This is a genomic window from Marinobacter sp. MBR-99, from assembly GCF_040547575.1.
Taxonomy (GTDB): domain Bacteria; phylum Pseudomonadota; class Gammaproteobacteria; order Pseudomonadales; family Oleiphilaceae; genus Marinobacter.
Window position 1 is genome coordinate 78,083 of record NZ_JBEPPY010000019.1, and the last position, 14,337, is coordinate 92,419.

Genomic DNA, 14,337 nt, shown 5'->3' on the forward strand with positions numbered 1-14,337 from the left:
CCCTGTTCACCCGATTATTCCGTGTAACATCCAAACACTGAGACTTTCGTTCCACCAATAAAAAAGCCGTCCTTCATCAACCCCAAAGGACGGCTTTAGCCTGGCTATCTGATCAGCAGAGTATCAGGTGTGCGCGACGATGTAGTCGATCGCGTCCTGAACCGTGCCCAGCTTTTCGGCCTCTTCATCAGGAATTTCAGTCTCGAATTCCTCTTCCAGGGCCATAACCAGCTCAACAGTGTCCAGTGAGTCAGCGCCAAGATCCTCTACAAAAGAAGATGTGTTCTGAACCTCGGACTCTTTCACGCCCAGCTGTTCACAAACAATCTTCTTAACGCGCTCTTCAACTGTACTCATAATGTCCTCACTTTATGTGTCAACCAAGCAACTCTATGGCTGCCAGTTTAGTTTAAACCCTACCTGCAAACAAGCAGGGATTCTGTCAAACATGTTGTGCGACAAGGGGTTGCACATCAGCCCGCAACGGGCTTAACCCATGTACATGCCGCCATTCACATGAATGGTTTCTCCGGTAACGTAAGCAGCGCCTTCCGATGCCAGAAACGCCACCACCGAGGCAACCTCCTCCGGTGACCCCAGGCGACCAGCCGGTATGATTTCCAGCATAGCCTCACGCTGCTTATCGTCCAGTTTTTTGGTCATATCCGTGTCAATAAAACCGGGTGCCACGCAATTGGCGGTAATGCCGCGGTTAGACATCTCTTTCGCCAGGCTGCGGGTGAAACCCTCCACCCCGGCCTTGGCTGCACAATAATTACCCTGCCCGGGGTTGCCCATACCCGCCACCACCGAGCTGATGTTGATAATCCGGCCCCAACGGGCCTTGGCCATGCCGCGAAGCACCGCCTTACTGGTGCGATACACGCTGGAAAGGTTGGTTTCCAGCACGGCAGCCCAGTCATCGTCTTTCAGGCGCATCAGCAGATTATCGCGGGTGATACCGGCATTATTCACCAAAATCGCAGGCGCTCCGGATTGTTCTGACAGCTGCTTCAGGCCCGCTTCAATACTTTCCGGTTCAGCCACGTTCATCACGATGCCATAACCCTGGTAGCCGGCCTCTTTCAGGCCACGGGTAATGGCTTCTGCGCCGGCTTCGCTGGTCGCGGTACCGATAACTTCTGCACCCAGGCGGGCCAACTCATGGGCAATGGCTTTCCCAATACCACGGCTTGCGCCGGTAACCAGCGCAACCTTGCCTTCCAAAGACATAAACAACTCCGTTTATCAGGACCGGCCGAATGCCGCCAGGGCGCCGGCCAGAGAATCGGGATCTTCAATACCGTGCACCGGCAAACCGCGCTCAATCCGCTTAATCAACCCGGCAAGCACTTTACCAGCACCGCATTCAACCGCTACCGTCACGCCCTCATCACTGAGCGTGCGGATCGAGTCCGTCCACAACACAGGAGAGTATAGCTGCTTCAGCAGATTGCTCTTGAGCGTGTCTGCCTCTTTGACAACAGTAGCATTCACATTCTGGACCACCGGGATGACAGCATCGTTAAACCGAACATCTTCCAGGGCTTCGGCCAACTGTTCGGCAGCACCTTTCATCAGGGCACAATGGGACGGCACACTCACCGGCAGCGGCATCGCTTTACGCGCCCCGCGGCCCTTACAGGCCTCAATAGCCCGCTCAACGGCAGCGGCGGAGCCGGCAATAACCACCTGCCCCGGGGCGTTAAAGTTCACCGCAGCCACTACATCGCCCTGGGCCGCCTCTTCACAGGCCGCAACAACGTCTGCGTCCTCAAGACCCAGAATGGCAGCCATGCGACCTTCACCGGCAGGGACAGCATTCTGCATAAGTTCGCCACGAAGCTGAACCAGTTTGACTGCTTCAATGAAGTCCAGACTTTCCGCGGCCACCAGCGCGCTGTACTCGCCCAGACTATGACCTGCGACGAAATCAGGACCTGGCCCATCCGAGACACACCACTGGCGCCACAGGGCAACACTGGCGGTTAACAGGGCCGGCTGGGTAACCATGGTCTGATTCAGCTCTTCAGCAGGACCGTGCTGGCACAGGTGCCAGAGATCGTAGCCAAGAACGTTAGACGCCTCATCGAAGGTTTCGCTGATCATTGGCCACGCCTCGGCAGCATCCTTAAGCATACCGACCGATTGGGAGCCTTGTCCGGGGAAAATAAACGCTGATTTCATAAGCGGAATCTTATCGTCATTGATGGGTTACTGGAGATTAGCCAATAGTACAATTCAGGCCAATTATCCGCGATTAACCCTGAAAATGCGGGTCTACTTTAGTCGGGACCCGACCGGGACAGGCATCATAACATCAGATCATCGAGTCTTTCGTTGATCCTTCGTGGCACTTCGAGCTCTACTTCCCGAACGGCCTGGCGAATAGCGGCCAGCATGGCGCGCTCGTTGGCATTGCCATGACTTTTAATGACCACACCCTGGAGCCCAAGCAGGCTCGCACCGTTATGACGGGACGGGTCCATCAACTGAAGGAGGCGGCCAATAATCGGTTTTGCCAACCAGCCCACAAAGCGACCATAAAGCGAGCGGGTAAATGCCTGCTCAAGAAGCTCTATCAACAACCCGGCGACACCTTCGCCGGTTTTCAACGCAATGTTGCCGACAAAACCGTCACAGACTACTACATCGGCCACATCCCGAAACAGGTCACTGCCCTCGACATAACCAATGTAATTGACAGTGTCGCATTGGGCTAACATATGAGAGGCAAGGCGAACCTGCTCGTTGCCCTTGATCTCTTCCTCGCCAACATTAAGCAAAGCAACACGAGGCTCAGGCTGAGCACAAATGGCCGAGGCCATGAGCGACCCCATCAGCGCATACTGATACAGGTTCTCCGCCGTGGAATCGACATTCGCACCGAGATCCAGAACGTGGCAACGACCACGGAGGGAAGGAATAAGTTTGGCAATGGCCGGCCGCTCAATACCGGGATACATGCGGATAATCGACCGGCCGAACGCCATCAGGGCACCGGTATTGCCAGCACTGACACACCCCTGGGCCTCGCCGTCCCGGACAAGCCCGAGCGCAATGGCCATGGAGGAGTTTTTCTTGTGACGAATGGCATGGGAAGGGCGCTCGTTCATGCGCACCACGTCCGCCGCCTCGACAATGCGAATCCGTTCGTGCCCATCAATCAACAAGGCCTCGAGCTCGCTCCGGATTCCCACCAGAACAAGACTCAAGGCCTCATTTTCACGCACTGCTTCCAGCGAAGCATGAACCACCACCTCGGCGCCACGATCACCGCTCATGGCGTCGATAGCAATGGTGACCGGTTTACTCACCGCTCGTCCATGCGTCACGGGTCAGAAGGGTATCCCGACGATCTTACTCGTCGCGAGCCTCAACAACCTGCTTTCCGCGGTAAAAACCGTCCGGAGAGACGTGGTGACGACGATGAACTTCGCCGGTGGTTGCGTCTGTGGACAGAGCGGCGGCGCTCAGTGCGTCGTGCGAACGGCGCATGCCACGCTTGGAACGGGTCTTGCGATTTTGCTGTACAGCCATGGTTATGCTCCTGACCTATTTACGAAAACGTTAATGCTTTGTCGTCTTGAGACCCGCCAGCACACTGAACGGGTTGTCTTCTCTTTTCTTTACCTCTGGCTCACTGGCAGCCTTTGATGGCTCCAGTGCCTCCAGGTCTTCCTTTGCCGGGCATTCGTCCCTCTCATGAAGAGGAAAGGGTGGTAATACCAGCAATAGCTCGTCTTCCACCATGGCCCACAAGTCTGCGCTGAAATCCTCAAACAGAAAGGGCTCCAGTGCTTTCGGCAACCGTTGGGCCTGCTCATCGTTGATGACCAACCCGAGATCAAAACGGGATTCCAGTGTCGTATGCATATCAGTCATGCAACGCTGGCACTCCAGTGTGACCGGCGCAGACAGCTCGCCCGACACAACCCTTCGGCGCTCACTATCCTGATAAAAGGCCAGCTTAACATGGCATTCACTGCCATCCTGCAAGCCAGGAACTGCTTCTCGAAAACGAGCGAGACCCTTGAGTGGAACTACCCCCTCAAGTGTTCTGTTCTGCTCAGCCAACCCGATAGGGTCAACGGATTTCGGCAGTTCGGCGATCGGCGCTTTAGACATAGGCGCGCAATTTTAGGGGCGCGACCCGCCTCTGTCAAAGACTTAATCCACTTTCTGCCGGGGGTTCCGCTCCGTGTAGGGGTATTTTACGATATGGACCGGCAAACCTGACCAGATCCATCCACCCACCACCTCTACAAGGCAACCATGACCTCATCCGGCCTTTTGCTAGCGTCATCATCCCCTTACCGCAAACGCCTGCTCGAACAGCTAGGCCTGCCCTTTGAGACAGCCAACCCAAATATCGACGAATCGCCGCTACAAGGCGAACTACCGGATGCTCTGGCGGTTCGACTGGCCACCCAGAAAGCCCAGTCGCTTGCACCGGAGCACCCCGGAAAACTCATCATAGGCTCAGACCAGGTCGCCGCCCTGCCGGACGGCACGTTGTTAAGCAAACCTGGCAGCCATGAGCGGGCGCTTGAACAACTCAGCCAGAGCAGCGGAAAAAGCGTGCATTTCCTCACCGGCCTCGCGGTGCTCGACACCCGGACAGGCGTTCTCGAACACTGCTGCGAAACCTTTGTTGCACATTTCCGCAACCTTACCAAGGAGGAAATCAGCAACTACCTGCGCAGAGAACAACCCTATGACTGCGCTGGCAGCTTCAAGATGGAGGGGTTGGGCATAACCCTGTTCAGGGGATTGGAAGGGCGAGACCCCAACAGCCTGATTGGATTGCCGCTGATCGCCCTGAACGAGATTCTGATCCGGCTCGGTAACAACCCGCTGCTACACCCCGAACCATAACCCGGGGTGTAGCAGACAGTTAACGCAATTCGAGGCGCGATTCCAGCAAACGGGTAGCGACACCCTCGCCGACCGAGACACCCAACTGGTCCACAAGCTCGCGGAAGGGCGAGCGGCGGCGGCTGTAGTCCACCAGCTTCTCCTCACCCACCAACTGGCGGGCCACCCAGGAGGTGCTGCCCAGCCCGTCCACCAACCCCAACTCAACAGCCTGCTCGCCGCTCCACACCAGACCACTGAACAACCGCTCGTCGTCTGCCAGGCGATCACCCCTGCCCTCTTTCACGGCGTTAATGAACTGCTGGTGAGTGTTTTCCAGCACACTCTGCCAGAAAGCAACGTCTTCATCGCGTTCAGGCGAGAACGGGTCAAGAAAAGCCTTGCTCTCTCCGGCGGTATAAAGACGACGATCCACGCCGATCTTGTCGAGCATTTCACTGAACCCGAATCCGCCGGCAATAACGCCGATCGATCCCACCAGGCTGGCCCGGTTGGCGTATATTTCATCAGCCGCCGCCGCGATATAATAAGCACCAGAGGCGCCGATGTCCGAGATAACCGCGTAGACCTTCTTGTCTGGGTACTCTTCCCGTAGACGCTTGATTTCATCGTAGACGTAGCCTGCCTGCACCGGGCTGCCACCGGGGCTGTTGATCCTCAACACCACCGCCTTTGAGCGCTCAGCCTCGAACGCATTGCGCAGTGAGGTCACCAGGTTATCGGCACTCGCCAACTCGTCTGCAGCGATCGTCCCCGTGACTTCCACCAACGCTGTGTGGTAGCCGGCAGCGGATTCAACGCTGTCACCCAGAGGCGAGCGAATAAAAAACAACAACGCGAACAGGTAGCCAAACGTCAGAATCTTGAAAAAGATCCCCCAGCGACGGCTTCGGCGCTGCTCGGCCTGAAGCGACATCACCAGCTTCTCGATCAGTCGCCAGTCGCGCCCCGATTCCGGCGGCAACGCCGGCTCTTTACTGCCAAACAAACCTCGCTTTCGCGCCGGCGCACTCTGCTCAGGCTCTGCAGGCTTGTCACCCCAGCCCGGCTCCCTATCCGATTCCCAGTCACTCATCCGCTATTCCTTAACCACAAACGATCATAGCCCCAGCGTACGCCGAAGCTCGTCAACAGAACTCACTACTGCGTGGGGATCATACTGTTCCAGCACGTCACGCTTATGCACGCCCCACTCCACCCCGATCGCCGGCATACCAATACGGCGAGCCATATCCAAATCGTAACGGGTGTCACCGATCATCACCGCCTGCTCCGGCCGGTAACCGTAGAAATCCAGAATTTCTTCAAGCATCAGCGGGTCAGGCTTGGATTTGGTTTCGTCAGCACACCGGGTAATGTCGAAATGGGTGCCCAGCCCGCTGGAGGTGAGTGCCACTTCCAGCCCCCGTCGGCTCTTGCCGGTGGCCACCGAACAGCTCCGGCCAGAGCCGCGCAAGTCGGCCAATATGTCAGCCATACCCTCGAATACGTTCTGTGGCGTGGTCACTTTCTGGAAAAAGTAACCTGCGTAACCCTCCCGAATCCGCATCATTTCCTCGCGACTCAACCCCGGATACAGGCGCTCCAGAGCCTCGATCATGCCCAGCCCAATAATATCCCGATAGGCCTCGCGCTCAAGCTCCGGATACCCCAGCTCGGTTGCTGCCTGGTGCAAGCTGTCTGCGATATGATCTACGGAATCAATGAGCGTTCCGTCCCAGTCAAAAATAACAACCTTTACATCCATCAATAACTACCCTTGGTACGCTGCTCAAGCTCTTTGAGCACCTTGGCGAATGGCTCATCATACGGCGCTTCGAGGCGCATTGCCTCATCAGATCCCGGCAATGTGAACTCAAGAGCCCTGGCATGAAGCATCAGCCGCTGCCCGCCGATGGCTCGAAAGGCCTTGAGACTGGCATCATCCATATATTTGTCATCGCCGGCTATCGGGTGACCCGCCCAGGCACTGTGCACGCGAATCTGGTGCGTACGACCGGTTACCGGCGACGCCTGCACCAGACTATACCCCTGGTATTGCTGCAAACAGCGGAACAGAGTCAGCGATTCCTTGCCTTCGGCACTTACTTTTACCCGCCGCTCGCCATTCGGCATCTCATAGCGCAGGAGCGGTTCGTCAACCCGACCAATGCCTGCTGGCCAGGTGCCCGCCACCAGGGCGTGATAATGCTTACGAATGCGTTTGTGCCGCAGTTCATCCTGAAGAAAACGCAACGCCGACCGTTTTTTAGCCACCATCACCAAACCGGACGTATCCCGGTCCAGCCGATGCACCAGCTCCAGGAACTTTGCCTGCGGCCGGGCCGACCTGAGCACCTCGATCAAACCAAAACTCAAGCCACTGCCACCATGAACGGCAATACCCGAGGGCTTGTTCACCACCAGCATATCGTCATTTTCAAAGACCACCGCCGCTTCCATAACCGATTGCACCCGATCACCGGGCATGGGCGACTCCGGCTTGCTCTTCTGGACAATCGGCGGAATGCGCACCACGTCGCCAGCCTGAAGGCGGGAATCCGGCCTTACTCGACCCTTGTTAACCCGCACCTCACCCTTGCGAACAATTCGATACACAATGCTTTTGGGCACACCCCGCAGGCGGGCGAGGAGAAAGTTGTCTACGCGCTGGCCGGCCATATCCTCGTCCACCGTCACCCACTGGACACCCTTCTGAACCTGGCCTGCCGGCAACTCTCCGCGACGCCCATCAGAGGACACCGGCCCTGCCCGGCCCGATCCCCCACGGGACGGATTGCCGCGTTTCGGCGGCTGACGACGGGCTACTGGCTTGCGCGACATGGGATACCTTTTACTGGGTGATCAGCGCGGGATTGAACGAATACCGCTTTACTGTTATATTCCGGCGTGCTCTGCCGTTTGTCTACGGCCTGACGAACTCTGGTCAGAAGCCGGAGCGGCAGCAGTATACCGACACTGATTAAGAGATTGAACGCCGAAGCCCAATCATTACCGGGCCCGGCGTGAAACAAACTCCCGGACCACAGGGCAGACCCAGAGAGGCTGCGACCTGCCCGGGAGAGGAAAAACCGACCGGAAAACCGTCGGGCGACATCGCGAAGAATCACTACCATGCAAACCCGGGCCGTCCAGCAAACCAATACGACGTGAGACCCAGGAGTTTGCGTGAACCTGAAAACGGATATTATGCGTCAACAGACACTCACCCTATTCGACCTCTCCCTGCTGTCAGGCAGGCGGATTGTCGGCGGTGGTCTCAGACTTACAGGATCGCAACCCATAAGGGTTTGATCCGTCTGGCCGCCGGCCGCCCTGCTGTAACGGGCCCGCGGCACGCACATCCCGCTTCGCTGATGCGAACGCTCCCGGTTTTCTGTCACTAACAAACGACAGGAACCCTTTCTTTCCATGAAAAGAATGCTGATCAATGCAACTCACCCTGAAGAGTTGCGCGTAGCTCTGGTAGACGGCCAACGGCTTTTTGACCTGGATATCGAATCCAGCACCCGTGAACAGAAAAAAGCCAACATTTACAAAGGTCGTATCACCCGCGTAGAACCCAGCCTTGAAGCGGCGTTCGTCGACTTTGGCGCAGAGCGCCACGGCTTCCTCCCGCTGAAAGAAATCTCCAAAGAGTACTTCAAGAAGTCTCCCGGCCAGATCGAAGGCAAAATCAACATCAAGGATGTTCTGTCTGAAGGACAGGAAGTCATCGTGCAGGTTGATAAAGAAGAGCGTGGCAACAAGGGCGCAGCCCTGACCACCTTTATCTCTCTGGCCGGTCGCTACCTGGTGCTGATGCCCAACAACCCCCGCGCCGGTGGCATTTCCCGTCGCATTGAAGGCGATGACCGGGCGCAACTGAAAGACGCCATGAACGGCGTACAGGTTCCCAAGTCCATGGGAATCATCGTGCGTACTGCCGGTATTGGCCGCACCACCGAAGAGCTCCAGTGGGATCTTGATTACCTGGTGCAGTTCTGGGAAGCCATCACCCAGGCCGCTGGGGAGCGCAAGGCGCCCTTCCTGATTCACCAGGAAAGCAACGTTATCATCCGGGCGGTTCGTGACTACCTCCGCCAGGACATCGGCGAAGTCCTGATCGACGCTGACGGCGTTTACGAAGACGTACTCAGTTTTGTACGCGCCGTAATGCCTACCTTCGAGAACAAGATCAAGCTTTACAAGGATGAGATCCCCCTGTTCAGCCGGTATCAGATCGAAGGCCAGATCGAAACCGCGTTCCAGCGGGAAGTGAAGCTGCCCTCTGGCGGCTCCATTGTGATCGACCCCACCGAAGCACTGGTCTCCATTGATATCAACTCCTCCCGCGCCACCAAAGGCCACGACATTGAGGAGACTGCCCTGCAGACCAACCTGGAAGCGGCAGAAGAAATCGCCCGCCAGCTGCGCCTGCGAGACATGGGCGGGTTGATCGTTATCGATTTCATCGACATGACCCCGGCCAAGCACCAGCGCGAAGTCGAGCAGAAAATGCGTGAAGCCCTGGAAATCGACCGGGCCCGCGTTCAGGTCGGCAAGATTTCCCGTTTCGGCCTGCTGGAAATGTCCCGTCAACGCCTGCGCCCATCTTTGGGTGAAACACGCAGCGAAGTGTGCCCTCGCTGTGAAGGCCAGGGCACCATCCGAGGTATTGAATCCCTGGCCCTGAGCATCATGCGACTGATCTACGAAGAATCGTCCAAGGAAAAGACCGCCGAAGTCCGCGCCATCGTGCCGGTGTCCGTGGCTACCTTCCTGCTGAACGAAAAACGCAAGCAGTTGGCCGACATCGAGGCACGCCAGGGCGTTTCCGTGGTGGTTGCCCCGGTGCCAAATATGGAAACACCGCACTTCGAGATCATCCGCCTGCGTCAGGATGAAGCAACCCCTGAGCACATTGCCAGCCATCAGGTTGCCCAGGAATACAACGAGCGGGAAGAAGAAAGCGCCGAAGTAACGACCACCGAAAAGCCGGTTCGTGAGCAGGCTGCCGTGAAGGCCATCCGCCCCACAGCCCCTGCCCCAACAGCCCCCCAGGCCGCCGCTGAACCAGCGGAGCCCGAGGAAGGCCTGTTCCGCAAGCTCGGCAAGAAAATCGCCTGTTTCTTCCGCGGCGAGCAGGAGCAAACCGACACCAAACAAGCCGCCGGCAACCGTGACCGCGCCGGAGACCGTCGCAATCAGGGCCGCCAGGACCGTCGTAAATCACGGGTAGCCCGTGACAACCAGCGCCAGGGTGGCAATCGCACCGGCAACGACCGCCGACAGGGTGGCCAGCCAAACCGCGCCGATGACAACCGCAACCGTAATCGCGGCAACCGCAACGAAGACCAGCCCCGTGCGGCCCAGAATCGCTCAGGGCAGCAGGACAAGGGTAGCGATAACCGTGGTACCGACAACAAGGGCGGTGAGAACCGTCGGGATAACCGTAAGGACTCACAGGGTCGCAACCAGAACCGCAATCGTCCTCAGCGCGACGCAAAAGACCAGAAAGACAACCGCGAGCCGCAGGACGGCCCAAAAGCCCAGGCCGAGAACAAGCAAGGTGGCGACGACAAGCGTCGTAAGCCGCGCCGCCAGCGTAATCGCGACGGCTCACCTGCCGAGTCTCCGGCCAGCACACCGGCCGCTCGCAAGGCAGAACGGAGCGAAAGGCACCAGAAGGACACTCAGCCCGAGAAAGGTATAGAGACCGGTAACGAAGAGGCGAAGCAACAGCCAGCCCAGCAACCGGTTGAACAGCCCAGGAAGGTTGAAGCACCGAAGAGCGCTGCCGCCGAAGACAAAGCCACGGTGGAGGCACCCAAGGCTGACAAGCAGGAACAGGCGAAAGCCGACAAGGTTTCGGAAGAAAAAGCCGACAAGGTTCCGGACGAGAAAGCCGAGCAACCTGCCCAGCCGGCAGAGCAAGGCAACCCGACTGACAGCCAGAAGGCGAGCGAAACGACCGACGCCAGGGCGGACATCGAGAAGCCGGCTGACGCGCCTGACTCCGGTACCTCTGAGAAGGACAAAGAGCCCAGGGAACCCCGCAAGACTCGCCCGGCAAACCGTCAGCGTAAACCGAAAGCCGCAGACAAGGCTGCAGATAGCGACAACGCTGAAGCGCCGGCTACCAAGACCGACAGCGAAGTAAAAGCGACTGAGCCGACGGACAAGCCGGAAGCAACGCCGAAGTCCGAGAGCAAGCCTGCCGAAGCGGCAGAAGCGCCAAAAACTCAGCCAGAAAGCTCCGAAGCCAAGGCCGATGCCGAGGCTGACAAGACAAAACCGGAAGCTGAGGCCAAGACTGTCGCAGAGACCAAGGCAAAAGAAAAAGCCGACGATGCGCAGAACGCCCCCGCACAGGACGAAATGCCAGACGTTCCGGTCACTCCGGGCCGTGCATACAATGACCCACGTGAGGTCCGTAAGCGCCAGCGTGCGGCCGCCGAAGCCAAGAAGGCCGGGAGTAACTGAATATGCTGACCAATTCGGATATCGAGGCGCTGGAAGACATCCTGTTTGCTGAGCCCTGGGGAGACGAAGCCCTGGACTTCTTCGGATTCCACGGCGTGGTGTGTGCCAGCGTTATCGGCCCGGTCAGCCTGGAGGCGGAAGATCTCTTCCGCCTCGCCACCGGCGCAGACACCCTGCCAAACGGCAAGGTACCGGAGGTCTTCGCTCACTGTGTGAAGGTGTTGGCTTCTGATATGGCCCACGCCCTGGACATGGGCCAGCCGCTGGAACTGCCTGAACCGGAAGACGGCGACCCCATGAACGCGCTGGAAAACTGGTGCGCCGGCTTTGTGGACACCTTCCTCGAGAACGAAGAGGCTTGGCTGGAGGCCGCCAGCGAGGAGGAGGTTGCGGACCTGATGGTGCCGATGCTTACCCTCTCCGGCCTGTTCGAAGACGAAGACTTCCAGAATGTCCGGAACGATGAGAAGTTGGCCGGCCGCATGGCAGAAGCCATTCCGGATTCACTGACCGACCTTTACCTGCTGTTCCACGCGCCGGATTGAGCCCTAAGCGCTCACCGGCTGCTTGAAATGATGCCAGACGGGCTCCAGCCCCTCTGGCATTTTCATTATACGGCCCAGCTCGCACCAGGGCGCGCCGGGAAAATGAAAGTCACTGCCCTGAGACGCCAGCAACTGCTCCCGCCTTGCCAACTCGGCTACAAAACCCAGATCACCACTGGACTGCCCGGATACTGAAACCTCGATGGCCCGGCCTCCTGCCCGGCGAAAATCTGCTGTTAGTTCACGCAAACGGGTGGCCGTCAGCCGATACTTGCGGGGGTGCGCCAGTACCGCAATACCACCGGCGGCGGTAATCCAGTGCACCACCTCAGACAACTCAGGCCAGCAGGCCTTTACATCACCCGGCTTGCCGGAGCCAAGATAACGCTTGAAGGCATGGGCGGTCTTGGGCACCACCTCGGCATCTACCAGCGCCTGAGCAAAATGTGGCCTCCCGGGTACATCACCACCGGCCAGGGTGGTCGCTTTTTCCAACAGCCTATCAACCTTAAGCCGGGCCAGCTTATCGGCAATCAGCCGCGCCCGCTGCCAGCGGTTGTCATTTTGCTGCGCCAATGCTTTCAGGAATACGGGATCGACGTCATCAAAGTCCAGTCCGACCACATGAATGGTATGGCTGCGCCAGACACAGGACAGTTCAACACCGCTAATCAGTGACAACCCCAGCTCCTGCCCCCGGGCACGAGCCGGTGCGAGGCCGGCAATAGTATCGTGATCGGTCAGGGCCAGATGACTGACCCCCTGCTCTGCCGCACGGGCAACCAGGTCTTCCGGCGTCAACGCACCATCCGATGCGGTGCTATGGCAATGCAGATCAATGCACGGGTTCGGGTCTTGAGGTATAGTCACAAACATTCCTGAACTGGGTGATAGCCACCAGTGTAACAGTGTTGGTTATCCGGCCCTAACCAAAGCGCGATTTGTACCGGAGTATCCATGTATTACGCCATTATCAGCGAAGATGTCCCCAACAGCCTGGCCCTTCGGATGACTGCCCGCCCTGCTCACGTTGCCAGGCTTGAGGCGTTGAAAGCCGAAGGGCGCTTGCTGGTGGCTGGCCCTCACCCTGCCATCGACTCCCCTGATCCGGGCGACGCCGGTTTCAGTGGCAGCCTGGTGATTGCCGAGTTTGAATCACTGGAGCAGGCGCAGGCGTGGGCAGATGCCGACCCGTACATTGAGGCAGGTGTTTACCAATCCGTCACTGTGAAGCCCTACAAAGTTGTGCTTCCCTGAGTCGGGACAGCGCCGCCAGAGAGCACCACAGCATGAGCGGATTGTAACCCGCGATTGCTTGAATACCCGTCACTGTGTGACAAAATTGCGTGTTTGAATGACCGTCAACAGAACCATATCAGGGAACGTAATCCGTGACATCGCTACGTCTTCTTCTCAGCCTTTTGCTTATCATCGCTTCGGTTTCCGTCGCCCAGGCCCGCACCGTATGGGTTGACGACAAGCTCTACCTGCCTGTTCGTGCCGGAGCCGGCACACAGTTCCGGATTATTGAAAATGCTGTTCCCAGTGGCACACCGCTGGAAGTGCTTGAGGTGGGAGATAGTTACACCAGAGTGCGAACACCGAAGGGCACCGAAGGCTGGGTTTCGAGTCAGTATCTCAGCAACCAGCCGATTGCCGCTGACCGGTTGCGACGGGCTACTCAGCAGTTGGAACAGACGCGATCCGAGCTCACCAGTGTTCGTGAGCAGTTGTCGGCCGTTACCGAAGAACGTGACAACCTGCAGAACGCCGAAAGCAGCCTTTCCAACCGCGCAGGCGAGTTACAGGAAGAGCTCAACCGAATCAAGAATATCGCGGCGGATTCCATCAATCTGGAACGCCGCAACCGCGAACTGCGCGAAGAGAATCAGAAACTTCGCAACGATCTGGAAATACTGACGGCAGAGAATGAACGGCTCGAAGCCAGCAAGGACTCCGACTTCATGCTACTGGGCGCAGGCCTGGTGCTGGGCGGCGTGCTGCTGGCACTGCTCATCCCACTGCTCAAACCAACAAGAAAAACCGACAACTGGGCCTAAACGCCATGAAAGATTACTCAGAGAAACGTGACTTTCACCGGATGCAGGTAAACAGCCGCATCGAGATTACCGACGCCAGGGGCGATACGGTTACAGGTATTTGCAGGGATCTGAGCGCCGCCGGCATGCAACTGTTCGTAGACAGTGCGATCGCCGTAGGTAGTGAACTCAAGACCCGCCTGGAGGGCGCGGACGATCAGTTTCCTCCGTTGGAGACCGTGTGTGAAGTCATCCGCTGTGAGCCGGAAGGAGAAGGCTACCTGGTCGGGGTCAACATCACGGAAGTGACACAATATCGAGTAGGGTGAGGCGTCACCGCCTCATCCCTCTCACAGAACCGTACATACGGGCCTCGTATACGGCTCATGCCATTAACTTACCCCGAATTC

Annotated in this window: 16 protein-coding genes; 6 read left to right on the forward strand and 10 right to left on the reverse strand. The window is 57.9% G+C overall.

Going from position 1 to position 14,337, the window contains the following annotated elements; genetic code table 11:
- Nucleotides 1–123: 123 nt before the first annotated feature.
- The 6 genes from acpP to ABIE59_RS15660 all read right to left on the reverse strand — a co-directional run bounded on the left by acpP (nt 124) and on the right by ABIE59_RS15660 (nt 4,128).
- Nucleotides 124–357 (reverse strand): acyl carrier protein, encoded by a 234-nt coding sequence (gene acpP / locus ABIE59_RS15635; protein ID WP_008938713.1) that lies wholly within the window; start codon nt 355–357, stop codon nt 124–126.
- A gap of 132 nt (nt 358–489) precedes the next feature.
- The gene (gene fabG, locus ABIE59_RS15640) at nt 490–1,233 is read right to left on the reverse strand and encodes a 3-oxoacyl-ACP reductase FabG (protein WP_354448371.1); all 744 of its coding nucleotides are present in this window, start codon (nt 1,231–1,233) and stop codon (nt 490–492) included.
- 15 nt (nt 1,234–1,248) lie between these two features.
- A complete protein-coding gene (fabD, locus tag ABIE59_RS15645) occupies nt 1,249–2,187 on the reverse strand; it encodes an ACP S-malonyltransferase (protein WP_354448373.1) in 939 nt (312 codons plus the stop codon).
- A 125-nt stretch (nt 2,188–2,312) separates the two neighbouring features.
- Nucleotides 2,313–3,317 carry a phosphate acyltransferase PlsX gene (gene plsX / locus ABIE59_RS15650; RefSeq protein WP_354448375.1) on the reverse strand — a complete coding sequence of 335 codons (1,005 nt, stop codon included), beginning with the start codon at nt 3,315–3,317 and terminating at the stop codon, nt 2,313–2,315.
- A 43-nt stretch (nt 3,318–3,360) separates the two neighbouring features.
- Nucleotides 3,361–3,540, reverse strand: coding sequence for a 50S ribosomal protein L32 (rpmF, locus tag ABIE59_RS15655; RefSeq protein WP_011785345.1), 180 nt, complete (start codon nt 3,538–3,540; stop codon nt 3,361–3,363).
- Between the two features lie 30 nt (nt 3,541–3,570).
- Nucleotides 3,571–4,128, reverse strand: a complete 558-nt coding sequence (locus tag ABIE59_RS15660) for a YceD family protein (protein ID WP_354448378.1) — start codon at nt 4,126–4,128, stop codon at nt 3,571–3,573.
- A 147-nt stretch (nt 4,129–4,275) separates the two neighbouring features.
- Here ABIE59_RS15660 and ABIE59_RS15665 point away from each other — a divergent pair, with 147 nt between their 5' ends.
- Nucleotides 4,276–4,878: a Maf family protein gene (locus ABIE59_RS15665; protein ID WP_354448380.1), complete on the forward strand. Its 603-nt coding sequence runs from the start codon at nt 4,276–4,278 to the stop codon at nt 4,876–4,878.
- Between the two features lie 19 nt (nt 4,879–4,897).
- Here ABIE59_RS15665 and ABIE59_RS15670 read toward each other — a convergent pair whose 3' ends face one another.
- From ABIE59_RS15670 to rluC, 3 genes are read right to left on the reverse strand one after another with little or no spacing between them, the layout of a single operon-like run.
- Nucleotides 4,898–5,953 (reverse strand): S49 family peptidase, encoded by a 1,056-nt coding sequence (locus ABIE59_RS15670; protein WP_354448382.1) that lies wholly within the window; start codon nt 5,951–5,953, stop codon nt 4,898–4,900.
- Nucleotides 5,954–5,977: 24 nt separating this feature from the next.
- Nucleotides 5,978–6,625, reverse strand: coding sequence for an HAD family hydrolase (locus ABIE59_RS15675; protein WP_106695474.1), 648 nt, complete (start codon nt 6,623–6,625; stop codon nt 5,978–5,980).
- Nucleotides 6,625–7,701 carry a 23S rRNA pseudouridine(955/2504/2580) synthase RluC gene (rluC, locus tag ABIE59_RS15680; RefSeq protein WP_354448384.1) on the reverse strand — a complete coding sequence of 359 codons (1,077 nt, stop codon included), beginning with the start codon at nt 7,699–7,701 and terminating at the stop codon, nt 6,625–6,627. Before rluC ends, ABIE59_RS15675 begins: the two co-directional genes overlap by 1 nt.
- A 588-nt stretch (nt 7,702–8,289) precedes the next feature.
- Here rluC and rne point away from each other — a divergent pair.
- Entirely contained in the window at nt 8,290–11,343 is a 3,054-nt protein-coding gene (gene rne / locus ABIE59_RS15685) for a ribonuclease E (RefSeq protein ID WP_354448386.1), read from the forward strand.
- 2 nt (nt 11,344–11,345) lie between these two features.
- Nucleotides 11,346–11,888 (forward strand): YecA/YgfB family protein, encoded by a 543-nt coding sequence (locus tag ABIE59_RS15690; protein WP_354448388.1) that lies wholly within the window; start codon nt 11,346–11,348, stop codon nt 11,886–11,888.
- Between the two features lie 3 nt (nt 11,889–11,891).
- Here the strand turns inward: ABIE59_RS15690 and ABIE59_RS15695 are convergent, their stop codons facing one another.
- Nucleotides 11,892–12,764, reverse strand: coding sequence for a PHP domain-containing protein (locus ABIE59_RS15695; RefSeq protein WP_502915376.1), 873 nt, complete (start codon nt 12,762–12,764; stop codon nt 11,892–11,894).
- 81 nt (nt 12,765–12,845) lie between these two features.
- Here ABIE59_RS15695 and ABIE59_RS15700 point away from each other — a divergent pair, with 81 nt between their 5' ends.
- The 3 genes from ABIE59_RS15700 to ABIE59_RS15710 all read left to right on the forward strand — a co-directional run bounded on the left by ABIE59_RS15700 (nt 12,846) and on the right by ABIE59_RS15710 (nt 14,256).
- A complete protein-coding gene (locus tag ABIE59_RS15700; protein WP_354448392.1) occupies nt 12,846–13,145 on the forward strand; it encodes a YciI family protein in 300 nt (99 codons plus the stop codon).
- Nucleotides 13,146–13,279: 134 nt separating this feature from the next.
- Nucleotides 13,280–13,948, forward strand: a complete 669-nt coding sequence (locus ABIE59_RS15705; protein WP_354448394.1) for a TIGR04211 family SH3 domain-containing protein — start codon at nt 13,280–13,282, stop codon at nt 13,946–13,948.
- Nucleotides 13,949–13,953: 5 nt separating this feature from the next.
- Entirely contained in the window at nt 13,954–14,256 is a 303-nt protein-coding gene (locus ABIE59_RS15710) for a PilZ domain-containing protein (RefSeq protein ID WP_354448396.1), read from the forward strand.
- The last annotated feature ends 81 nt before the right edge of the window (nt 14,257–14,337 follow it).